17 protein-coding genes are annotated in these 22,668 nt (G+C 74.4%); all 17 read left to right on the top strand.

The window, feature by feature from the left end; all coding sequences use genetic code 11:
* Positions 1-163: 163 nt before the first annotated feature.
* Positions 164-7,789, top strand: coding sequence for a type I polyketide synthase (locus tag IT780_RS17950; protein ID WP_199512707.1), 7,626 nt, complete (start codon positions 164-166; stop codon positions 7,787-7,789).
* Positions 7,786-9,237 carry an FAD-dependent oxidoreductase gene (locus IT780_RS17955; RefSeq protein WP_199512708.1) on the top strand — a complete coding sequence of 484 codons (1,452 nt, stop codon included), beginning with the start codon at positions 7,786-7,788 and terminating at the stop codon, positions 9,235-9,237. Before IT780_RS17950 ends, IT780_RS17955 begins: the two co-directional genes overlap by 4 nt.
* Positions 9,225-10,193, top strand: coding sequence for a chorismate transformation FkbO/Hyg5 family protein (locus IT780_RS17960; RefSeq protein ID WP_199512709.1), 969 nt, complete (start codon positions 9,225-9,227; stop codon positions 10,191-10,193). The genes IT780_RS17955 and IT780_RS17960 overlap by 13 nt, the downstream gene beginning before the upstream one ends.
* A gap of 172 nt (positions 10,194-10,365) precedes the next feature.
* Positions 10,366-11,190, top strand: a complete 825-nt coding sequence (locus IT780_RS17965) for a hypothetical protein (RefSeq protein WP_199512710.1) — start codon at positions 10,366-10,368, stop codon at positions 11,188-11,190.
* 14 nt (positions 11,191-11,204) lie between these two features.
* Positions 11,205-11,423 (top strand): hypothetical protein, encoded by a 219-nt coding sequence (locus IT780_RS17970; RefSeq protein WP_199512711.1) that lies wholly within the window; start codon positions 11,205-11,207, stop codon positions 11,421-11,423.
* Between the two features lie 24 nt (positions 11,424-11,447).
* Positions 11,448-12,575: a hypothetical protein gene (locus tag IT780_RS17975; protein ID WP_199512712.1), complete on the top strand. Its 1,128-nt coding sequence runs from the start codon at positions 11,448-11,450 to the stop codon at positions 12,573-12,575.
* A gap of 13 nt (positions 12,576-12,588) precedes the next feature.
* Complete coding sequence (locus IT780_RS17980; protein ID WP_199512713.1) at positions 12,589-12,981, top strand: hypothetical protein; 393 nt, start codon at positions 12,589-12,591, stop codon at positions 12,979-12,981.
* Positions 12,982-12,984: 3 nt separating this feature from the next.
* The gene (locus IT780_RS17985; protein ID WP_199512714.1) at positions 12,985-13,164 is read left to right on the top strand and encodes a hypothetical protein; all 180 of its coding nucleotides are present in this window, start codon (positions 12,985-12,987) and stop codon (positions 13,162-13,164) included.
* The gene (locus IT780_RS17990) at positions 13,161-13,661 is read left to right on the top strand and encodes a hypothetical protein (RefSeq protein ID WP_199512715.1); all 501 of its coding nucleotides are present in this window, start codon (positions 13,161-13,163) and stop codon (positions 13,659-13,661) included. The genes IT780_RS17985 and IT780_RS17990 overlap by 4 nt, the downstream gene beginning before the upstream one ends.
* Before the next feature lie 18 nt (positions 13,662-13,679).
* Positions 13,680-14,057 (top strand): hypothetical protein, encoded by a 378-nt coding sequence (locus IT780_RS17995; protein WP_199512716.1) that lies wholly within the window; start codon positions 13,680-13,682, stop codon positions 14,055-14,057.
* Entirely contained in the window at positions 14,054-15,739 is a 1,686-nt protein-coding gene (locus tag IT780_RS18000) for a hypothetical protein (protein ID WP_199512717.1), read from the top strand. Before IT780_RS17995 ends, IT780_RS18000 begins: the two co-directional genes overlap by 4 nt.
* Positions 15,739-16,083: a hypothetical protein gene (locus tag IT780_RS18005; RefSeq protein ID WP_199512718.1), complete on the top strand. Its 345-nt coding sequence runs from the start codon at positions 15,739-15,741 to the stop codon at positions 16,081-16,083. The genes IT780_RS18000 and IT780_RS18005 overlap by 1 nt, the downstream gene beginning before the upstream one ends.
* Positions 16,080-16,523, top strand: a complete 444-nt coding sequence (locus IT780_RS18010) for a hypothetical protein (protein WP_199512719.1) — start codon at positions 16,080-16,082, stop codon at positions 16,521-16,523. The genes IT780_RS18005 and IT780_RS18010 overlap by 4 nt, the downstream gene beginning before the upstream one ends.
* 5 nt (positions 16,524-16,528) lie before the next feature.
* Complete coding sequence (locus IT780_RS18015; protein ID WP_199512720.1) at positions 16,529-17,845, top strand: baseplate J/gp47 family protein; 1,317 nt, start codon at positions 16,529-16,531, stop codon at positions 17,843-17,845.
* Positions 17,842-20,922, top strand: coding sequence for a LamG-like jellyroll fold domain-containing protein (locus IT780_RS18020; protein WP_199512721.1), 3,081 nt, complete (start codon positions 17,842-17,844; stop codon positions 20,920-20,922). Before IT780_RS18015 ends, IT780_RS18020 begins: the two co-directional genes overlap by 4 nt.
* On the top strand, positions 20,915-21,532 hold the full coding sequence (locus IT780_RS18025) for a hypothetical protein (protein ID WP_199512722.1): 618 nt from the start codon (positions 20,915-20,917) through the stop codon (positions 21,530-21,532). The genes IT780_RS18020 and IT780_RS18025 overlap by 8 nt, the downstream gene beginning before the upstream one ends.
* Positions 21,533-21,559: 27 nt before the next feature.
* Entirely contained in the window at positions 21,560-22,648 is a 1,089-nt protein-coding gene (locus IT780_RS18030) for a hypothetical protein (protein WP_199512723.1), read from the top strand.
* Positions 22,649-22,668: the final 20 nt, after the last annotated feature.

Here is a 22,668-nt window from a genome sequence, read left to right on the forward strand (position 1 = left end):
TACGTGCCGCTCAACCTCGGCGATGCTCCCGATCTTCCGGCGTTCACTGTCGGCGAACACGGCCCGGTCGTCACGGCCCTGCGGGGCCGTCCCGGATGCCCCCTCGGGCACAAAGAGCACGGCGACGAGACCGCGCCGGACCCGCGGTGCCACGATCGGCGCCATGCTGCGACGGCCTCCCACGGACTACGCCACGATCGCCGCCGAGGCCGAGGTGCGCCCGATCCCGGAGCTGCTGCGGGACAACGCCCGCGGCCCCGGCGACCGGCCGGCGTTCGCCGACGACCGGCGCTCGGTCACCTGGGCACAGGTCGAGGCGGACTCGGCCCGGCTGGCCGTTGCGCTGGGGGTGCGGCGCGGCGAGCGCGTCGCCTTCGTGGTCGACCACGGTGTGGACCTGGCCGAGGCCGTGCTGGCCACGGTGCGCGCCGGTGCCGTCGGCGTTCCGCTGACCCCGAACGGCACCGACGGCGAACTCGCCGCCCTGCTCGCCGACTGCGACCCGGCCGCCGTGGTGGCCGACGAACGGCACCACGCCCGGATCGCCCGCCTCTGCGCACGGCCGGTGCGGCTTCTCACCCCGGACGTCGCCGGCGCGCCCACGGCTGCCGTACCCCCCGACGATCTGGGCCTGGACGAGCCGGCCTTCATCCTCTACACCTCCGGGACCACCGGTGCGCCCAAGGGCGCGGTCTCCACCCAGCGAGCCGCGCTGTGGTCAGCGTTCACCTGTTACCTGCCGCTGCTGGGCCTGCACGCCGGCGACCGCCTGCTCTGGCCGCTGCCCATGGCGCACAGCTTCGCCCACTCGCTGTGCGTGCTCGGGGTGACGGCGGCGGGCGCCAGTGCCCGGATCGTCGACGCGCCCACCCCGGCCACCGTCGCCCGGCTGGTCACCGAGGAACGTCCCACCGTTCTCGCCGGGGTGCCCGTCACGTACCGGCACCTGCTGGACAGCCGCCCACGGCCGCCGGGTTCCCTGCGGGTCTGCCTGACGGCCGGGGCGGTCAGCGACGCCCCGCTGCGGACCGGCGTGGAGACGCTGCTGGGCGTACCGCTGCTGGACTGCTACGGCAGCACCGAGACCTGCGGCATGATCGCCGTCGAGCCGGTCGCCGGGCCGCGCTCCACCGGCACGAGCGGGCCGCCCGTGCCGGGAGTGCAGGTCCGGTTGACGGATCCGGTCACCGGCGCCCCGGCGCAGGGCGAGGGCGAGATCCGGGTACGCGGCCCGAACCTCGTGCTCGGCTACCACAACGACCCGGCGTCGACCGCGCGGGCGCTGCCGGACGGCTGGTACCGCACCGGCGACCTGGGCCGGATCGACTCCGACGGCCACCTCACCGTGGTCGGCCGGGCCGGCGACCTGATCGTGCGCGGCGGCGCCAATGTGGACCCGGCCGAGGTGGAACGGGTGCTGCTGAGCCTGCCGGAGGTGCGCGACGCCGCGGTGGTGGCCCGTCCGCATCCGCTTCTGGGCGACGTACCGGTCGCGTTCGTGGTTCCGGCCGGCGCCGAACCCGACCCGGTGCCGCTGCTGCGGGCGTGCGCGGCGGCGCTGTCGGCGTACAAGGTGCCGGAGGAGATCGTCTTCATCCCGGCGATCCCGCGGACCGGTTCGGGCAAGCCCCGGCGCCGGCTGCTGCGTGATGGACTCGCCGCCGCGCCGTCCCCGGCAGGGGCCGGCCTGGACGCGATGGCCCCCGGCGAACGCCGGGCCACGCTGGCCGAGCTGGTACGGGCGGAGGTGGCGGCCGTCCACGGACCGGTGACCGACATGGACGCCGCCTTCGCCGACCTCGGGCTCAGCTCCCTGCACGCGGTCACCGTGTGGCACCGGATCAGCGTGCGGACCGGGCTGCGGCTGCCGACCACGCTGCTGTGGGACCACCCCAACCCGGCCGCGCTGGTGGCCCACCTGGACAGCCGGCTCGGCCGCGCACCGGCCGCGGTCACCGCCTCCTCCCCCGCCCGCGCCGGGACCGAGCCGATCGCGATCGTCGCCGCCGGGTGCCGCTACCCCGGCGGCGTACGGTCACCGGAAGACCTCTGGCGCCTCGTCGACGACGGCGTGGACGCCACGGGCGAGTTCCCGGCCGACCGCGGCTGGGACGTCGACGCCGTCTACGATCCGGACCCCGACCGGCCGGGAACGACGTACACGCGACGCGGCGGGTTCCTCTACGACGCGGCCGACTTCGACCCGGGATTCTTCGGCATGTCCCCGCGCGAGGCGCTGGCCACGGATCCGCAGCACCGGCTGCTGCTGGAGGTCGCCTGGGAGACCTTCGAGCGGGCCGGCATCCCCGCGCCGAGCCTGCGGGACAGCGACACCGGCGTGTTCGTCGGCGTCATGCACGGCGACTACGCCAGCCGCCTCACGGACAGCCACGACCTCGAGGCCCACCTGGGGATCGGGTCCGCCGGCAGCGTGGCGTCCGGTCGGATCGCGTACCTGTTCGGCCTGCGCGGCCCCACCTTGACCGTGGACACCGCGTGCTCGTCGTCGCTGGTGGCGATGGACCTGGCCGCCAAATCGCTGCGGGCCGGGGAGTGCAGCCTGGCGCTGGCAGGCGGGGTCACCCTGATGTCCACGCTGCGGCCGTTTCTCGCGTTCAGCCGTCAGCGCGGGCTCTCCCCGGACGGGCGCTGCCGGTCGTTCTCGGCCGGCGCGGACGGCACCGCCTGGGGTGAGGGCACCGGCTTGGTGCTGCTCGAGCGGCTGTCCGACGCCCGCCGCCTCGGACATCCGGTGCTCGCCGTCCTGCGCGGTTCCGCGGTCAACTCCGACGGGGCATCGAACGGGCTGACCGCCCCGAACGGCACGGCGCAGCAGGACCTGATCCGGCGTGCGCTGGCCGAGGCCGGGCTGTCGCCGTCCGATGTGGACGTCGTCGAGGGGCACGGCACGGGAACTCGGCTGGGCGACCCGATCGAGGCGACCGCGGTGCTCGCCACGTACGGCCAGGACCGTGCGGAACCCGTACGGCTCGGCTCCGTCAAGTCGAACCTGGGCCACACCCAGGCCGCGGCGGGCATCGCCGGGGTGGTCAAGATGATCGAGGCGATGCGGCACGGGCGGATGCCCCGTTCGCTGTACGCCGCCGAGCCTTCTCCGCACGTCGACTGGTCCACCGGCGCCGTCCGGCTGCTGGACACCGCCGAACCCTGGCCTCGCGGTGACCGCCCCCGTCGAGCGGCGGTGTCGTCGTTCGGCATCGGCGGGACGAACGCCCACGTCATCCTCGAGGAGCCCCCGCCGCCGGAGTCGCCGCAGCCGGCCTCGCCGGAACCGGAGGCCTGGGAGAGGGCCCCGTGGGTGCTCGGCGGCGCGGACGACGCGGGGCTGCGGGCGTCCGCGGCCCGGCTCGCCGGCCTGCCGCCGGACGTGCGCTCGCAGGACGTCGCGTATTCGCTCGCGACCGGGCGGGCGCCACTGAGCCGCCGGGCGATGGTGCGCGGCGGGGACCGCGACGCCCTGCGCAGCCTGGCGGAGGGCGTACCCCATCCGGCCGCGCACCAGGCGGTGGCGCACCGCGCACCGCGGCCGGCGTTCCTCTTCACCGGCCAGGGTGCGCAGCGGTCCGGCATGGGCCACGAGCTGGCCGCGGCGTTCCCCGCCTTCGCCGCCGAGTACGACGCGGTGTGCGCCGCGTTCAGGCCGCACCTGGACCGGCCGCTGCGCGAGGTGATCGACGGGGATCCGGAGCTGCTGCGGCGCACCGACTACGCCCAGCCGGCCCTGTTCGCGTTCGAGGCGGCGCTGAGCGCGCTGTACCGGGCCTGCGGCGTCCAGCCCGGCCACGTCGCCGGGCACTCCGTCGGCGAGATAGCCGCCGCGTACGCCGCCGGGGTGTTCGACCTGACCGACGCGGCGCGGCTGATCGCGGCGCGGGGACGGCTGATGGCGGCGCTGCCGGCCGGCGGCGCGATGGTCGCGGTACGGGCCACCGCCGCCGAGGCGGAGAAGCTGATCGCCGACGCCCGCGGCCCGGTGGCGCTCGCCGCCGTCAACGGGCCGCGGTCCGTGGTGCTCTCGGGCGCCGAGGACGCCGTCGCCGAGGTGGCCGCACGCCTGGGCGGCGGGGCGCGACGGCTGCGGGTGAGCCACGCGTTCCACTCGCCGCTGCTGGACCCGATGCTGGACGACTTCCGCGCGGTCGCCGAGAGCCTGACCTACCACCGGCCGGCGGTGACCGTGGTGTCCGCGCTGACCGGGCGGCCGGAGCCCGACGCGATCGCCACCGCCGCGCACTGGGTACGGCACGCCCGGGACACCGTCCGCTGGGCCGACGCGGTCACCTGGCTGGAGGGGGCCGGCGCCACCGCCTACGTCGAGGTGGGTCCGGACCGCGTCCTGGGGGTGCTCGCCGAGGAGGCGGACACCCGCGCCGGCGTGGTGCCGGGCGTCCGGGGCGGCGCCGAGGTGCAGCAGGTTCTGGAGGCCCTGGCGACCCTGCATGTGCACGGCGTGGCGGTGGACTGGCCGGTCGCGTACGCGGGCAGCGGCGCCCGCCGTTGCGACCTTCCGACCTACCCGTTCCAGCGCGCCCGCTACTGGCTGGACGCCGGCGCCCCCGCCGCGGCGGCCGCCCATCCCCTGCTCGGCGACCCGCAACCGGCGGCCGACGGCCCGCAGGTGCGGCATTCCGGCCTGCTCTCCGCCGGCCGTCAGCAGTGGCTTTCCGACCACGTGATCGGCGACGACGTCGTGGTGCCCGCCGCGGTGCTCGTCGAGCTGGCGTGGCACGCCGCGGGTTCCGGCAAGCGTCTCGCCGAGGTCACCGTGGACGTCCCGCTGGTGCTTTCCGGCGCGGCCGACGTCCAGGTGGTGGTGGAGGCGCCGGACCCGGCCGGGGACCGCGCGATGGCGATCTGGTCGCGCCCGGCCGGCGTCCGGGCCGGATGGACCCGGCACGCCACCGCGGTCGCCACCCCCGCCGCGGAGGCGGCCCCAGCCGTCCCCGGCACGTGGCCGCCGCGCGGCGCACGGCCGGTGGACGTCGACTACGACGGCCTCGCCGCCGCCGGCTTCCGGTACGGGCCCGCGTTCCGGGCCGTGACCGCGGTGTGGCGCGAGGGCGACACCGTCTACGCCGATCTGGCGCTGCCCGCCGGAACGGCCGTCTCGGCCGGCCGGTACGGCCTGCATCCCGCTCTGCTCGACGCCGCCCTGCACGCCGGCCTGCTCGCCGACCCGCCGGACCGGCCGCGGGTGCCGGTCACGCTGTCCGGCGTCACGCTGCACTCGCCGGGCGCCGCGGCGGCTCGGGTGATCCTCACCCGCCGCGCGGCGGACGAGTCGCGCATCATCGTCATCGACGCGGCGGGCCGGCCCGTCGCCACGGTGGAGTCGATGATCACCCGTGCGGTGGCCGGTGGCCGGGCGGCCGGCCGCCACCTGCACCGGCTCGACTGGGTGCCGGCCGCCCCGGCCACCGCCGCCGGTCCCGTCGAGGTGTTCCGGCCGTCCGCCCCGGACGGCGACGCACCCGTCCGGGCTCGTACCCTGCTCGCCGCCACCTTGGCCCGGCTGGTCGAGCACGCGGAAGCCGACCGGCCCGGCCGCCTCGTGGTGGTCACCCGGCGTGCCACCGGCGCCGACCCCGACCCGGCCGCGGCGGCGGTCTGGGGTCTGGTCGCCGCCGCACAGGCCGAGCACCCCGGCCGGTACGCCCTCACCGACCTGTGCGGAGCGCCGGAATCCGAGGCTGCTCTGGCCCACGCCGTCACGCTCACCGAACCGCGAACGGCGATCCGTGGTGGCACCGTGCTGTCCCCGCGGCTGGTGCTCTCCGGTCCCGCCGACGGGGACCCGCCCGCGCTGGACCCGGACGGCACGGTGCTGATCACGGGCGGCAGCGGCGCCCTCGCCGCCGTCCTGGCCCGCCATCTCGTGCAGGCGTACGGGGTGCGGCACCTCGTCCTGGCGAGCCGGGGCGGCACCGTGCCGGCCGGCGCCGGCGACCTCGCCGCCGACGTCACCGCCGTGGCCTGCGACCTCCGCGACCGCGCCGCCGTCGACGCGCTCGTCACCCGCTGCGGGCCCGGCCTCACCGCCGTGTTCCACCTCGCGGGGGCGCTCGACGACGGCATCGTCACCGACCTGACGCCCGAGCGCCTCGCCGCCGTGCTCGCCCCGAAGGCGGACGCCGCCTGGCATCTGCACGAGGCCACGAAGGACGCGGAGCTGGCCGCGTTCGTGGTGTACTCCTCCGCAGCCGGTGTCCTCGGCCGCGCCGGGCAGGGCAGCTACGCCGCCGCCAACACGTTCCTCGACGCGCTCGCCGCGCACCGCACCGCCCGGGGGCTCCCCGCTCAATCGCTGGCCTGGGGGCTGTGGGACCCGGAGGACGGCGGCATGGCCGGGCGGGCCGGCGACGGGGCGCGGCGGCGGCTCACCGACGGCGGCGTCCGGGCGCTCACCGCGGCCGAGGGCACTGCCCTGCTGGACCGGGCGTTGCGTACGGCCGAACCCGTGCTCGTGCCCATCGCGATCGACCGGCAGCGGCTCGCGAGTTCCGGACCGGTGCCCCCGATCCTCTCCGGCCTGGCGCCCCCGCGGCCGCCGCGCCCGGACCGCTCCGACGGCGAGGTCGCCGGCTGGCGCGACACCCTGCTCGCGCTGCCCGCGGCGGAGCGTGAGCCGGCCCTCGCCGAGCTGATCCGGGCCGAGGTCGCCGCGGTGCTCGGGTTCCCCGACGCGGCCGCCGTCCCCGCCGACCGCGACTTCACCGACCTCGGCTTCGATTCCCTGGCCGCGGTCCAGCTGCGCAACCGGCTCAGCGCGTTCAGCAGCGCCCGCCTGGCGGGCACCGTCGTGCCCGACCACCCCACGCTCGCCGCGCTGACCGCGCACGTGTACGCCCGGATGGACCTGCCCGGTGCCGATGAACCGCCGCCGGCGCCTCCGGACCCCGCGACGCCCGATTCCCCGGCCGCGGAGGGGCTGACCGCCGTGTACGGCCGGGTTCTGCGTACCGAGGGCCCGGGAGCCGCGATGACGCTGCGGTACCTGGTCGCCGCCGGGCTGCCGACGTTTCCCGCCGAGCGCCGGGCGGAGCACGCCGTCGCGCCGATCCGGATGGCGGCCGGCGATCCGGGCGCACCCGTGCTGTGCTACTTGCCCGGCTACATCGGGCTGGTCAACCCGACGCCGGTCGCGGTCGCCCGGGCCCTCGGCGGCGCGTACGACGTGCACGTGCTGACCCATCCGGGTTTCGGTTCGCGCCGGGAGGTCCCGGACAGCGTGGACACGCTCGTACGGTTGCACGCCGACACGATCCGGCAGGTGGCCGGGACGCGCCTGGTGGTGCTGGTGGGCTACTGCGCCGGCGGGGCAGTGGCGCACGCGGTCGGGGCACGACTCGCGGCGGACGGCGTGCCACCGGCCGGCGTGGCCCTCGTCGAGACCCACCACGGCACGGGCGGGCGGTCCGAGCCACGAGGCCTCGCGCTCGTCGGGCGCGACCGGCACCTGCCCGAGGCCGCGTTCGGGAAGCACCTCTCCGACGCCGTGATGCTTGCCGGCGGGGCCTACGTACGGCTGCTCGACGGATGGCAGCCGGACCCGTCACCCGTGCCGACGCTGCTGCTGCGCGCGGGGCCCACGCGCGAGATGCTCGCCACCGACCCGGACGGCGACTGGCTGGTCCGCTGGCCGCTGCCGCACGAGGCGGTCGACATCCCCGGCGACCACGACACCGTGCTGACCGGCCACGCCGCCACCACGGCGGCAGCCCTGCGGTCCTGGCTGGACGCCCGTACCCGGCGAGAGGAGTCGCGATGAGCGAGACGTACGACGTGGTGGTGGTCGGCGGCGGTCCGGCCGGATCGACCGCGGCCACCCTGGTCGCCATGCGCGGCCATCAGGTTCTGCTGCTGGAGAAGCAGACGTTCCCGCGCTATCAGATCGGCGAGTCCCTGCTGCCGTCCACTGTGCACGGACTGTGCCGGATCCTCGGTGTCACGGACGAGGTCGCGGCGGCCGGCTTCACGCTCAAACGCGGCGGCACGTTCCGGTGGGGCCGCAACCCGGAGCCATGGCAGTTCTCGTTCGCCATGTCCCCGCGGCTGCCCGATCCGACCTCCACGGCGTACCAGGTCGAACGGTCCAGGTTCGACGAGATCCTGCTGCGCAACGCCGCCCGCCGCGGCGCCGAGGTCCGCGAGGGCTGCGCCGTGCGCGGCGTCATCGAGGCGGACGGGCGGGTCAGCGGCGTCGAGTACGACGGCCCGGACGGCTCCCGCCGCACGGCGTACGCCCGCTACGTGGTCGACGCCTCCGGCAACACCAGCCGCCTGCACGGCCGCGTCGGCGGCGCGCGCGTCTACTCGGACTTCTTCCGCAACCTCGCCGTGTTCGGCTACTTCGCGGGCGGGGCCCGGCTGCCCGAGCCGCACGCGGGCAACATCTTCTGCGCCGCCTTCGACGCGGGCTGGATCTGGTACATCCCGCTGCGCGACGACCTGACGAGCGTCGGCGCGGTCATCGGACCCGAGCACCGCGCCGAGGTGCAACGCGACCCGCGGGCGGCCTGGCGGGCGATGATCGACGCCTGCCCGGAGGTTCGCACGAAGCTGGCCGGCGTGCCGTCCGCCACCGAGCCACCGTACGACCAGGTGCGGGTGCGCAAGGACTACTCCTACTGGAAGCAGTCGTTCACCGTCCCCGGCATGGTGCTGGTCGGCGACGCGGCGTGCTTCGTCGACCCGGTGCTCTCCTCCGGGGTGCACCTCGCCACGTACGGCGCCCTGCTCGCCGCCCGTTCGCTCAACGCGGTGCTCGACGGCGCGGTGCCCGAGGAGCGCAGCCTCGCCGAGTTCGAGGCCCGCTACCGCCGGGAGTACGGCACGTTCTACGAGTTCCTCGTGTCCTTCTACGACATGCAGCGTGACGAGAAGTCGTACTTCTGGCAGGCGAAGAAGGTCTCCGCGGTGGACGTCACCGAGACGGCGGCGTTCGCCGAACTCGTCGGCGGGCTGCTGCCCGGCGAGGCCGGCATCGGGGTACGCCTGGCCGGTTCGGCGGCCGACCTCGGCGCCGCGGTGGACCGGCTCGCCGGCGCCGACGACCGGCTCAACCCCCTCTACGCCTCCCGGACCGTCGGCGAGACCTTCCGGCAGGGCCGCAACCTGCAGGAGGAGGCGCTGTACGGTGAGCCCCTGGACGACACCGCACCGCCGGTGCCGGACGGTCTCGCGCTCGCCAAGGACGGTCTCGGTTGGACGCTCTGACCAGCCGGTACGCCGACCCCGCAGACGTGGCACACCCGCTCGGCGTGATCCGCTGGGGCACCGACGCGGCCGGGCCGCACGTCCGGGACGGCGCGCCGGCCATCGACCTGCACGTCGCGGGCGAGGAGGGCGAGGCGGTCACCGAGGTATGGACCACGGGCCGTCCGGTCATCGCCGGGATCCGCAACGATGTGGCCTTCGGTCACGACGGCCGGTACGCGTTCTGCGCGGTGTCGGTACCGCCGGCCGCGCGGTGCACCCCGGGGGTACGCGACGGTTATCTGCGCGCGTTCGAGGTGCTCGCCGGCCTGGGATACCCGTACATCGTCCGGATGTGGAACGTGATCGGCGCGATCAACGAACCGAACGCCGACGGTCTGGAGACGTACCGGGACTTCTGCCGCGGGCGGGCCGAGGCCTTCGCCCGCTCACCGCTGCCCGAGGGCCCGCTCCCGGCCGGCACCGGCGTCGGCGCCCACTCCCCCGGCGTCGCGTTCCACCTCCTGGCCCGCCGCGAGCCGGGACATCTCGCGGTGGAGAACCGCCGTCAGGTGCCCGCCTACCGCTATCCACCCCGCTACGGTCCCCAGCCGCCGGCGTTCGCCCGGGCCACTCACCTGCCGGGCGGGTCGCTGCTGATCTCCGGCACGGCCAGCATCCTGGGCCACGAGACGGTCCACCGCGGCGACATCGCCGGGCAGTGCCGCACCACCCTGGCGAACCTGGCGGCGCTCACCGACCCGCGGACGTTGCGCGCGGTCAAGGTGTACGTCCGCCACGCCGGCCACCGCGAGCCGGTACGCAGGCTGCTGGGCGGCACGTTGGCGGGCGACGCCGCGTACCTCACCACCGACCTGTGCCGGCGCGACCTGCTCGTGGAGGTCGAGGGAGTCGCCCAAGTGCCCGCGCCTGACCGAATTTGCACTGCCGTCGGATCGCGTTCGACAGCCTCATGACCATCGATGCCCTAGGTGCTTCGGCGGTTCTGGCTCCACAGCGGTTCCAGCCGGTGTCGATCACTGTCCGGTACAGGTCATATACGCAGTAGTACGTATGCGGCCGCCACCGGCCCGCCCCGATCCTGAAGCCCGGACGCCGCGCCGCGGTGGGAGGGGAAGGGGCCAGGCCATGGTGGGTTTCGCCGATCGGGCGCTGCTGGAGCTGGCCGACCCGGCCCGGCTGCAGGCGCTGATCGCCCCGCCCGGCGCGGTCCCGGCCGCCGACCTGACGATGCTGCTCGGCTCGGTCTACGACCTGGACCACGTCCGCGTCGACGGGATCACCGGGGTCACCGTCAGCGGCCTCGAGGCCCAGGTTCCGCTGTACCCGGTGCGGAGCCACCGCGGGTCGTGGACCCGCAACCATCCCGAGTATCTGACCACCGATCTCGCCGTGGACACGCGCGACGGTGCCGAACCGGTCTGGGTCGACCTGCTGGCCCGGGTCGTCGTGCACACCGTCACCGAGGTCGACCCGGGCGGGATCGAGTCGGCCGTCAGCCGCGGCCTCGACGACTTCGCCACGCTGGACGAGTTCCGGGCGCAGTTCCGCTTCATCGACCTCGACGCGTTCCTCGCCCGGCACCGGCTCAGCACGGTCGAGGATCTGCGGGAGGCGTACGAGTACCTCAGGACCGAGGTGCGGTTCCGCGCGGCCGGCCCGTTCGACCCGGCCGACCCGGCGAACGCGCACGACATCGAGGCCGACCTGGCCCTGCTGATCCGCCCGGACCTCGAGCTGACCGCGGCCATGCGCGCCGCCGTCAGCGTACGGACGATCGCCGCGCAGACCCGCACCGGCCCGAAGGACCCGCTGCTCGGCCGGGCCGTGTCGCCGCTGGCCGTGGCGGTGGTCGTGGACGGCTCGGCGCTGGGTGGCGTGGTCACCGCCGCCGCCGTCCGGAGTCTGTTCGCCCGCGGCCGGGTGCTGAGCCTGGTCGCCGATCCGCCGTGAGCACTGGAGGTCCCATGCCCGATTCCGACGAGCCCGCACCGGCGCGACGCAAGCGCGCCACGGGCCGGTCCCGCCCGGCCGGCACCACCACCGCAGCCGAAGAGGCGCCCACCGCGGCCGGCGAGGCAGCGGCCGGCGAGGAAGCGACCGGAGCCGACGAGGCCGTGGCCGAACGGGAGCGGCGCGCCGAGCTGGAGCGGCTGCGGCACAAGCTCCATCGCAAGTTCCATTGAGGACAGTAGGAGAGGATCGCGCCGATGCCCGTCCGGTACATACGCGTCAATCCGGTTGCCGACCTGTTCGCGCCCGCCATCCGGGCGTTCGGCAACATCGCCGTGGTCGGCGCGGTCACCCCGCCGGCCGCCAACCCGCCGCCCGACCTGCTGGCGGTGGGCACCCCCGTGGTGTTCACCGACCCCAGTGAGGCCCGCCGGCGCGCGCCTGGTGATCTGGGCCGCGCCATCGCCCTGTGCTTCTCGCAGAGCCCCGGACCCACCGTGGTGACCGGGGTCCGGGTCGATACGGCCACGCCGAACTGGGATGCGGCGCTCACCGCGCTCGAGACGGCCGACGTGCAGATAGTCTGCCTGGCCAACACGCCTCTCACCGCGGCCACGGCCGCCGCGACCGGCGCCATCCGCAAGCTGGCCGACCACGTCGTCAGCGTCTCCACCACCGGTACGGACGGGGCGGAACGCATCGGCGTGGCGATGCTCGCGGCCGGAGCCACCGATCCGACCATCGTCGCCGGCGCTCTGGCCAGCGACCGCATGGTGTATGTGGCCCACAAGTCCACCGAGGACGTCGCCGCCGCGGTGGCGGGGACGATCGCCGGCTACGAGCCGCACATCTCGCTGCTTTTGAAGCAGGTGAACGTCAGCTCGGCCGCCTTCACCCCGGCGGAGATCCAGGCCATCAACGGGTCGGAGACCTTCAGCAGCGGCCCGGCGGGGGCGGGGGTGAACTGGCTCGTCGACCCGCCGCTCTTCCCCGGGCAGGGCATCTATCTGGGTGAGGGCTACACCGGCAACCCCGGCGGCAAGAAGTACGTCGACATCACCCGTACGGTCGACAACCTGTCCTTCCTGCTCAAAGCGACGCTGATCCGCTCGATCGGCAATCTGCGGATCAGCCGGTCCGGGCTGCGGGCGCTGATCGCCCAGATGGAGGCGGTCCTGGATCCCCAGGTGCGCCAGGAGGTCATCGAGGGATACGACATCACCGTCCCGATCCTCGCCCTGCTGGACAAGCCGCCGGCCACGCTGACCGCGTCGGAGCTGCAACAGATCAACGACGCCCAGAACCAGCGGGTGGTCGAGGTGCTGGCGGCGGTCGACTACGCCGGGGCCGTGCACCGCATCGCGATCACGTTGAAGTTCGAGTAAGGAGCATGCGGCGATGGCTGACTGGAACACCCGCCTCGAAGTGAAGCTCGGCGACAAGACGATCACGCCGATCTCCAACCTGCAGACCACGTTCAACGTGCCGCACACGGTCATCCACAGCCTGGAGGCCGACGGTACGGGCTACGTCCGGCAACCGTTCACGTTCACCTTCACGATGACCGTGCCCGCGGTCGCCGAGGCGGTGGCCGACCTGACCGAGCTGGCCGTCAACGGCACCGAGTTCTCGGTGAGCGTGGCCGAGAAGACCGGCACCGACTGGTCCTTCAAGTCCATCAAGTTCGCCCGCTGCGTGGTCACCTCCGGTTCACCGAGCAACATCACCGTCGACGGGGTGCCGCAGGCGAACTTCTCGTGCATGGCGCTCACCGTGACCGTGGAGGACTGAGCCGTGGCGGGGGACGACGGGCAGCCGCCACCGCCACAGGGGGCGGCCGAACCGGGCCAGGTGGTCCACTACTACTTCCCGGTCGAGGTCGAGATCGTCGGTGACGTGGACGACGCGGTGGTGAACCGGGTGGTCGAGCGCGTCTTCGCCGAACTGGACCGAGAGATGTCGAGCCGGCCGTGACCGGGCGCCCGGTGCTGATCGGTGCGGTCCCGCTCGTCCACGTGCAGAGCATGACGATGAGCCAGGGGTACCGGATCGAGCGGATCATGGGCAGCCGCTGGTCACAGGCGACCCAGCCGACGGTGAAGACGATCGCCGTGGAGGCCGTCCTGATCGGGCCGAAGCGGTTGCTGATCAAGAAGGCGCTGGAGGCCATGGCGCTGACCAGCCGGGCGCTGGTGGCCGCCGCGGCGCCGGCGCTCGCGGTGGCCGGCATCCCGGTCGTCTCGGGCATGACCGTCAGCCTCGACATGCAGATCACCGACCTGCGGATCACCCACAGCACCGCCAAGCGGGACGCGCTCGACGTGTCGATCAGCCTGCAGCACGTACCGCGGTCGAACTTGTCCGCGCTGATCGGGGAGGCGGCCGACATCGCGCTGGCGGTGGCGACCGCGACCGCCGGCTCGGCACCACCGCCGAACCCGGTTCCCCGTACGCCCGGCCCGCCGATCTAGACCAGGAGGTCACGTCCGATGAGCACCTTCCTGCGGCTGCCGGTGAACCCGGACGAGGGCTTCCCGCAGTCGTTCCGGCTCGTGTTCGGCAACCGCAGCTACGTGTTCGGTCTCAGCGTGCACATCGCCGAGGAGGTCCTGCCCGATGCGAACTCGCCGGAAGGGCTGGCCGCGGCCGTCACGCTGCCGGCGCCGGGCGCGTACCTGGTCCTGTCCGTGGTCCGCGACGACGTCACCGGAGGCACCGTGCTGCTGCGCCGCAAGGTGATCCCGGGCCTGGTCTACCGCGCCGGGGAGCTGGCGCTGGTCGTGCGCCGAGCACGGATCGCGATCGGCAATCTGCACGGTGCCGGTGCGTACCGGTCCGAGGTGGTCGCGGGGGTGGCGCTGCGATGAGTCTCGTCCTCTGGCACAAGATCCGGATCGCCCCGGCCGAGGGCGGCGGCGGCCTGCTCGGCGCGGTCGCCTCGTTCGCCGGGATCGGCCTGCCGCTGACCGTCACCAACGACGTGTACGCCGGTGGGCTCGCCCTCGACGCCGAGGTGTCGATCAGCATGGGCGAGGGCGCCGCCGCGGACACCTTCTCCATCACGCTCACCGACCTGCCGGCGTCGCAGATCGCCCAGCTGCGCGCCGGTTACCCGTCCGGCGGCCTGACCGCGACGATCAGCCTCGGGTACTTCGACGAACCGATCACCCGCTTCGGGGCCGGCCCGGTGATGACCGGCCGGGTGATCGCGGTGACCACCGGGATCGGCGGCGGCGGGGTCTCCCGCACGGTGATCGAGGGCCAGGAGGAAGCCGGCTACAAGCTGCTCAAGAAGGCGGCCCGCCTCGACCGGCCGAAGAACCTCCCCCGCCTCACCCTGGTCCGCGACCTGGTCCAGGCGGCCGAGGTGACCCTGGCCCGGCAGTCCACCATCCCCGGATCGGTCGGCGACATCAGCGTCTGCACCGCCACCACGCTGACCGCCCTGCGGGAACTGGCCGACGCGGCCGACGTCCCGCTGGTGGTGGGCGACGGCGAGGTGCGGCTGGGCGCGGCGGTGGGCGCCACCCCGGCGCCGGTCCGGGTCGACCCGGACCTGAACCTGGTCTCCCGGGTGGACGCGCAGAAGGAGGACGTGACCCCGGGGGTCAAGCGCGGCGCCGGCGCCGGGCCGCCGGTGCGGACCGGCCTGGAGGTGACCGTTCTCGGGCATCCCGGCCTGCGACCGGGTCAGACGGTCACGGTGTCCGGCCTGGACGACGTGCCGCCGGGTCCGCTGCGGATCAGCCGGGTGACGCACGTGTACGGCGCGGCGAACGGCTACACCTGCACGCTGGTCCTGACCGCGGTGGCGGCCGGCGTGCGGGTGCGGGCGCCGGGCGGGGTCCAGGGGGTGGTGGACCGCTGGCAGGACGTGATCACGCGCAACCGCGAGGACCACCCGGCCGTGGACGTCGGCGTGGTGACCGCGTACCGGCCCGGTAAGGACGGCCGCCACCTGGCCGACCTGCACTACGGCCAGAACCCGCCGGCCGGCGAGGTGGCGCCGAGCGTCACCAGCGAGGTCTCCTCGGACGTCGAGCTGCACAACAAGCCGGTCGCCTCACCGTTCGCCTTCCACAAGGTCGGACTGGTGACGCCGGTGTACCCGAAGATGCGGGCGCTGCTGGCGCACAACCGCGGCCTGGTCAACGACGCGGTCGCCACCGGCTGGATCTGGTCGGAGAAGCCGCGGCTGGAACCGCCGCCCAACGAGCCGGGCGACTACTGGCTGGCGTTGCCGACCGGGCTGGACGGCGACGGGCTGCCCACCGGCAAGGGCGTCAACGACCTGACCGACGCCGGTGGGCACCGGGCGATCCAGGCTCGCGCGCTGCACATCACGGTGGGTCAGAAGAGCCTGCCCGACGTCGGTACCCGGCCCACGCCGCCGGCCGACGACACCGTGGTGATCGAGCACCACTCCGGCACCAGGATCACGATCAACGCGGACGGGGAGGTCACGATCGCGACCGACCAGAAGTCCCTGACCCTGACCAACGGGCAGGTGTCGATGAAGCTCGACGGCGCGAAGGTGGCGATCTCCTGATGCCCGCCGTGCTGACCACCGCCTCGACGATCAAGTGCGCGCACAGCGGCACGGTGGTCGCCCAGGCCTCGACGTCGGCGCTGACCGCGGCCGGCAGCCCGGTGCTGGTGCAGGCCGACCTGCTCGCGGCCACCGTGACCGGCTGCACCAACACGAACGCGAACGCCGGCGAGACACCCTGCCTCAAGGTCACCGCGGTGACCGCCGGGACGAGCACCACGCTCAGCGTCGGCAATCAGCCGGTGCTGCTCGACACCGCCAAGGGCCTGACCAACGCCACCCCGCCACGACCCGTGCTGTGGCAGGCCGACGCCGCGGGCCAGACCGTGCTGGAGGCCTCATGACCGTCGTACCGCAGGCCGGATTCGGGGCCAGCTTCCTGCTCTCCGACGGCGATCTGGTGTTCACCGCCGCCGGCGTGGAACTCGTGCAGGGCCTGCCCACCCTCACCCAGGCGCTCACGCTGCGGCTGCTGACGCCGTACGGCACCGACCGGGTGAACGCCACCTACGGCCTGGACGCCCGGGAGGCGTTCAGCGGCAACCACGACCGCACCATGCTCAAGGAGCTGATCCGGCTGGAGGTGCTGCGGACGCTGTCCGGTGACCCCCGGGTCCGCGAGGTGACCGGCGTGCTGTTCGACGACGATCCCGACTTCCCCGCCGGTGCCGGTGCCGCCGGGGCAGCGCCACCGGACCACCACGCCCGGCTGTGGCGGGTGCTGGTGACCGTGGAGACCACCGACGACACCGCGGCCGTCGTGCTCGCCGACCTGGAGCGCTGAGGACGATGAGCGACTTCGGAGTGACCCGGGACGGCTTCGTCCTCAAGGGGTTCGACGCCGTCCTGGGCGATGCGATGGACCGGGCCCGGCAGATGTGGGCCACCCTCGGGCTGGACCCGGACCTAACCTCGACCAGCCCGCTGCGGAAACTGCTCGAGGCCACCGCGCACGAGGACGCCGAGCTGTGGAAGCGGCTGGAGGACTTCTACTACAGCGCCTTCGTGTCCACCGCGACCGGCGACGCCCTCGATCTGCTCGGCGACGACGTCGGCCTCGGCCGCCGCGACACGTTCGCCACCGGCACCGTCACCCTCACGCTGACCGGCGGGCTGCCCGGGCGTACGTACCTCGTCGGCGAGGGCACGATCCTGCTCGCACCCGGGCAGGGCCAGGCGTACGCCACCGGGGCCGTGGTCGTCCTGACCGCGGCCGCGCCGGTCGCCACGGTGGCCGTGCAGGCCTTCCGCCGCGGCGCCGCGGGCAACGTGCCGGCCGGGGCGATCACGGCCGTCGACCCGGCGTACCGGGCGGTGTATCTGGCCGATTTCGGGCCCGCCGACCTCACTGTCGTCAACCAGCAGGACCTGACCGGGGGCGACGGGCGCGAGGACGACGACAGCTACCGGGGGCGGCAGCTCGGCATCTCCCGGTCGCTGTGGACCGCCGAGGCGGTACGGCAGACCGCGCTGGACGTCGACGGCGTGATCGACGTGCTGCTGGCCGACTCGCTCGGCGGCGTCGATGTGTCGCAGAGCTTCTTCGGCGAGTTCCTCTTCTCCGAGCGGCTGTTCAACGCGGAGCGGCGGATCGGCGAGCCGTACCGGTTCGACGTCGTGGTGGCGCACGACTTCCGCTGGCCGTGGACCACCACCGGGGCGGTACCCGGCGTGTTCGAGCGGGTGTCGGCCGCGATCGACCTGGTCCGGCCGGCCGGGGTGCACCCCAACGTGGTGGAGGCCGACCACATCGACGTCGGCGTCCGCGCCCGGATCGTCACCGAGCCGGGGCAGGACCGGGCGGCGCTGTCCACCGCCATCCGGGAGGCGCTGGCCGCCGGGCTCGGCGATCTGCGGCTGGGCGGCGACGTGCTCTACAGCCGGGTGGTCCGCACCATCGTCGAGGTGGCCGGCGTGGTCGACGTCCAGCGGCTGCACCTGCGCCGGCATCCGCCCGCGTTCGGGCGGATCACGCTGGGCGACGTGCCGTACCTCAGCACCGCGGTGGACGCCGCGGTGGGCCAGAACCTGATCATGGGCCCGACCGAGCTGCCGGTCTTCCGCACCGACGCCGAGCTGCACGACCTCGAGCTGGTGACGCCGTGACCCTGCCGTTGAGCGCCGACCTGGAATCGGTCGCCCGGGGCGCGACCGGGCGGATGTCGAGGCGGCTGACGCAGCCGTTCGCGGCCGGTGGCGACGTGCAGGCGCTGCCCCTGGCCCCGGTCGCCGGTACGCCCGCCGCCGCCGATGTCACCGCGTACGACTTCACCGGCCATCAGGCCCGGTTCGGTGCCGTACCCATGCCGTCGTATCTCCTGCGTACCCTCGCCGACCTGGACCGGGAGACCCGGGTGACGGTGCGGGTCACCGACCCCGCGCTGCCGGGCGGCGGCGCCGACGTGCCGGTCGTGCTGCGGGCCGGGACGCTGACCGGCGAGTCCGTGCCGGTGCCGATGCCCGCCGCGGCCACCGGCGCGGCCCGGCTCACCCGCATCACGGTGGCCCGCCGCAGCGGCTCCGCGTTCGTCGCGGCGCCCGGCCCGGCCGCGGAGCAGTGGGCGCTCAGCGCGCTGCTCGGCAACCTGGCCCGGCTGCTGTGGGTGCTCGGCGCCGAACGCGACGCGCTGCGCCGGCAGATCGCCCGGACCGCGGCTCAGCGCCGGCTCGACCACGCGGTCGGGCCCACCCTGGACCTGATCGGCGCGGACCTGGCCGTACCGCGGTTCCCGCCGCTGCCGTACCCGGTCGACGACGACACCATCGCGCTCTACCACCTGGACGACGCGCCCGGGGCGGCAGTCGGAGCCGAGGACGCCGTCGGGCGGTTCCCGGGCCGGGCCGCCCATCCCGGCGTGCTGTCCGGCAGCGCGGCACCGGGCCTGCCGGGCCGCTACGGCCCGGCCCTGGCCTTCACCGGAGCCGGCGCGGCCACCGTCGCCGCCGATCCCGCCTTCGACCTGCCCGCCACGGCGTCGTTCACCGCCGAGTGCTTCGTCAAACCGGAGGTGTCCACTCCGGACTCACGCGTGCTGTCCCGCCGGGGCGCCACCGGGCCGGGCTGGACGATCGAGGTCGGCAGCTTCGGCCGGGGGCTGGCCCGGGCCGTCCGGGCGACCGTCGCGGACGGCACCCGGGAGCTGGTGCTGCACGCCGACCTGACCCTGGCGAGCGACCGGTTCACCCATGTGGCCCTGGTCGTGGACCGGGCCGAGGCCTCGGTGGCGCTGTGGGTCGACGGCATCCCGCGTGACCTGGCTGACGGCACCGCACTGGGTGCGCTCACCGCCGCCGTACCGCTGGTCATCGGTCCCGGGACCGGAGGGCTGCGCGCGGTGCTCGACGAGGTCCGCATCAGCCGGGTCGCCCGGGCGGACTTCGCGCCGGCGCTGGGCGAGAGCGACGGGCACTACCGCCGGCGGCTGCGGATCTTCCGGCGCTGGGTGCTGCCCACCCCGGCCGGGCTGGCCGAGGTGCTCAACGAGGCGGTCGGCACGATCGGCGGCGTCACCGACCCGATCGTCGTGGACGACACCGACACCCCGGTGACGCGCGGGCACACCTTGGTCCGGGTGGTGCCGGCGACGCTCGGGCCGGGCGAGAGCATCGACGCCACCGGGCGCCGCGGGACGACGGAGGCCGACCTGTACGGCGATCCCGACGATCGGCGGATCGACCCGGCGCTGCTGCTGCGCCACGACGATCCCCGCGTCGACTACGGCCCTGTCACCTCGGGCGACCCGCATCTGATGCAACCGCCTCTCGCCGCCGCCCTGGACCGGCTGCTCGGCCTGGTCGCGGCGGTGCCCGGGCGGCTGCGGGTGACGCAGGCCTGGACACCGGACGCGGACGACGCCCGGGCCGCCGGACGCGGGCTGACCGTCACCCACCCGGGTCTGGAGGCGGGCAGACTGGCCGCGCTCGCGCACGAGGCCGGCTTCACCTGGGTCCGTACCCTGCCCCGCGGTGCCGGGGCGTACGCCTCCTGCCCGCCCGGCAGCGCCGTGGCCCTCGTCGCAGCGCCGCCGCCCGCGGAGGGTGCGGAACCGGCGGTGGACATGGGCGCGACGCTGACCCTGACCGCGTCCCCGGTCCCGCCGCCGGACGCCGAGCTGAGCTGGTCGGTGGCGACCGGGCTCGGGCCGGGCCGGGTACGGCTCACGGCGAGCGGCGCCTCGGCCACCGTCGAGGGTGCCGCGCCGGGTCTGACCGTGATCAGCCTGGACCTGCTGCACCGGGGGTTCACCAGCACCGCCTCGGTCGCGGTGCACGTGCGACCTGCCACGCTGGCGGCCGGCGCGACGATCGCCGCCGACGGCACGCTGGGCGCGGGGCCGGAGGTGGCCGGTACGCCCGGCGAGCCGGTCGACCCGGGACTGCTCGACACGGTCACCGATGCCCGTGCCACGTACGCCTCGGCCTCGGCGCGGCGGATGCAGCGCGGGGTGTCCCGCCGGCTCGTGGCGCTGCTCGACGCCCTGACCGGCGTGCCCGGGACGCTCACCGTGGTGTCCGCGCTGGTGCCGGTGGCCGCCGGGGCGCCGCTCACCCTCGCCGCGCAGGGCCGGGCGCTGACCCTGCGGCATTCGGGTCTGGCCGTCGGAGCGCTGGCGGCGCGGGCCCACGCGGCCGGGTTCGCGTGGGTCTCGGTGTCCGGTACGACCGTCGAGATCCGGCACACCGCCGAGGACCTGATCGAGGTCCGCGGCCCGCACACCGTGGCCGAGGGCGCGTCGATCGTCCTGGAGGTGGTTCCCGACCCGTCGGCGGTGTCGGCGACGACGCGGCTGAGCTGGTCCAGCGGCTCCCTCGAGCCGACACCCGGCGAGGCCGGGGTGACCACCACCGCGCTGCCCCAGGTACGGCTGATCGGGCAGCGGGCGGGGCGGGTGTGGGTGCAGGCGGCGTTCCGGGAGGCCGGCGCCGACGGCCCGTACGCGATGCAGATCCGGCTGCGGTCCACCGTCCCGGCCGGTTCGACGATCAGCCGTGACCAGTACGACCTGATCATGAACGTGGTGCACGCCCTGCATCCGCTCGGCGTCGAGGTGCTGACCCGGGCCATCCGCCCGGCCGTCGTCGAGCTGACCGGCAGCCCGTCGGTGGATCCGGACTACACGTACCCGAAGTTCCGGCTGCACCGTTCCGTCTCCCGACTCCGAAAGGACGCCGAGCATGGCTGACGTCGTCTTCAACCCGACCTTCCAGCACACCGACTACGTCGACAACCGTGACCGGGTCCAGGCCGGCGGCCCGAACGGGTTCAACGCCCGGTTCCGTGCGCTGGCCGCGGATCTGACCGCGCTGCACGACGTGGTCACCGACGTGAACACGGCGCTGGCGGCGCTGGGGCAGGGACCGGGACCGGTGCAGCAGACGCTCACCCTGTCCCCGGCCCTGGCGCCGGTCGCCGGATCCGGTGCCTGGGTACAGGACACGTCCGGGTTCGCGTCCCGCTCCGGGGGCCTGACGAGTCTCGCCGGGGTGCAGTCGGTGTCGCTGCCGCACGGTGCGCGGATGGCGTCCTTCCACACCCTGGGCCAGAACAGCGGCACCGGGACGTTGCGGGTGGCGCTGATGCGGTCCCGGCTGCTGTCCACCGTCTCCCCGGCCGAGCGGCTCGCGCGGGTCACCGGCGACACCAACCCGTTCGACCTCAACGCGCCCGTGGATCCCAACAACGCGCTGGTCGACACCGTCCAGTTCCGGTACTTCGTCCTAGCCACCCTCGACGGCGCCGGACCCGGCGACACCGTCACCCTCTCCGGGTTCCAGGTCGTCTACACCGCCTGAGCCGGATTTCCTGACAGGAGGCCAGCAATGCCACCGATTCCCGGCGACCTCTACCTCAGCGTCGACTTCGGTTCGTCGCCCACCAAGGACGACGGCACGCGCCCGTACACCGGCGCGAACCCGCAGTGGAACAACTTCAGCATCGCGCTGAGCGGCGGGCCCAACGACACGCAGACCCGGGTCGGCGCGCAGACGTCGGTCAAGGTCCGGGTGTCCAACAAGGGCCAGGCGCCGGTCACCGATGTGCACGTCGACGCGTACGTGATGAATCCGTTCATCGGCATCGCCCACCCCAACCAGGCCATCCAGCGGCTGCGCGGATCGGTCGGCTCGGTCGCGCCGGGCTCGGGCAGTGCCGGGGCGGGCGACGCCCACGTGGTCACCTGCCTGGTCAACGGGTCGACCCCGTGGATCCCGACCAACGCCGAGCTCAACGCCACCATCAACGGTGACGGGCACATGTGCCTGATCGCCAACGTCTACTCCGACGCCGACAACGCCGACGACGGGCGCCAGCTGCTCGAGGCGGACGACTTCGCCGTGATCACCGACCAGCACCAGGGGCAGCGCAACATCACCGTACTGCCGATGAGCCTGCGGGCCGAACAGATCATGGAGTTCCTGGTGATGCCCGCCCCGCGTGGCATCGAGGAGACGTTCGTGGCCTTCGAACCCGTGGACCTGCGGGCCGGGCTGGGCGCCGGGGACCGCGCGCTGCTGGTGTCCCACGAGTTCGTCACCGCGGGTGAGAAGGGCGAAGGTGACGTCGGCGAGTTGGCTGTCCTGGTCAAGGGCAAGCCGTTCCCGCTCTTCGTCTCGGAACGCCCGCTCACGACGAAGCTGTCGGTCGACGACATCGGTGAGCCGCCGTACGACGACCGCGACGACGACCACCCGGACTTCCGGGGCGGGCACTGGCCGCGCTTCCCGCACCGGCGCCACCACCGGCCGCGGCGGCACCGGATGCCGGCCTTCGAGGACGCCAAGCGTGGCCGGCTCCTGGTGCAGACCGACGAGGAGCGGCCGGGTGCCCTGCAGGCGGTCGACATCGTCCAGCGGGACGGCAAGGGCCGGGCACTGGGCGCGCTGCGCATGTTCACCGTCGCCACCGGCTGAGAGCGGGCGTGGGCCGGGGC

The organism is Nucisporomicrobium flavum (assembly GCF_016464385.1).
GTDB lineage: Bacteria > Actinomycetota > Actinomycetes > Mycobacteriales > Micromonosporaceae > Actinoplanes > Actinoplanes flavus_A.

Bases quoted from the DNA above. Each gene is read 5' to 3' on its own strand.
- IT780_RS17950 (WP_199512707.1), top strand. From the start codon at position 164: ATGCTGCGACGGCCTCCCACGGACTACGCCACGATCGCCGCCGAGGCC.
- IT780_RS17955 (WP_199512708.1), top strand. From the start codon at position 7,786: ATGAGCGAGACGTACGACGTGGTGGTGGTCGGCGGCGGTCCGGCCGGA.
- IT780_RS17965 (WP_199512710.1), top strand. From the start codon at position 10,366: ATGGTGGGTTTCGCCGATCGGGCGCTGCTGGAGCTGGCCGACCCGGCC.
- IT780_RS17970 (WP_199512711.1), top strand. From the start codon at position 11,205: ATGCCCGATTCCGACGAGCCCGCACCGGCGCGACGCAAGCGCGCCACG.
- IT780_RS17975 (WP_199512712.1), top strand. From the start codon at position 11,448: ATGCCCGTCCGGTACATACGCGTCAATCCGGTTGCCGACCTGTTCGCG.
- IT780_RS17980 (WP_199512713.1), top strand. From the start codon at position 12,589: ATGGCTGACTGGAACACCCGCCTCGAAGTGAAGCTCGGCGACAAGACG.
- IT780_RS17995 (WP_199512716.1), top strand. From the start codon at position 13,680: ATGAGCACCTTCCTGCGGCTGCCGGTGAACCCGGACGAGGGCTTCCCG.
- IT780_RS18000 (WP_199512717.1), top strand. From the start codon at position 14,054: ATGAGTCTCGTCCTCTGGCACAAGATCCGGATCGCCCCGGCCGAGGGC.
- IT780_RS18005 (WP_199512718.1), top strand. From the start codon at position 15,739: ATGCCCGCCGTGCTGACCACCGCCTCGACGATCAAGTGCGCGCACAGC.
- IT780_RS18010 (WP_199512719.1), top strand. From the start codon at position 16,080: ATGACCGTCGTACCGCAGGCCGGATTCGGGGCCAGCTTCCTGCTCTCC.
- IT780_RS18015 (WP_199512720.1), top strand. From the start codon at position 16,529: ATGAGCGACTTCGGAGTGACCCGGGACGGCTTCGTCCTCAAGGGGTTC.
- IT780_RS18025 (WP_199512722.1), top strand. From the start codon at position 20,915: ATGGCTGACGTCGTCTTCAACCCGACCTTCCAGCACACCGACTACGTC.
- IT780_RS18030 (WP_199512723.1), top strand. From the start codon at position 21,560: ATGCCACCGATTCCCGGCGACCTCTACCTCAGCGTCGACTTCGGTTCG.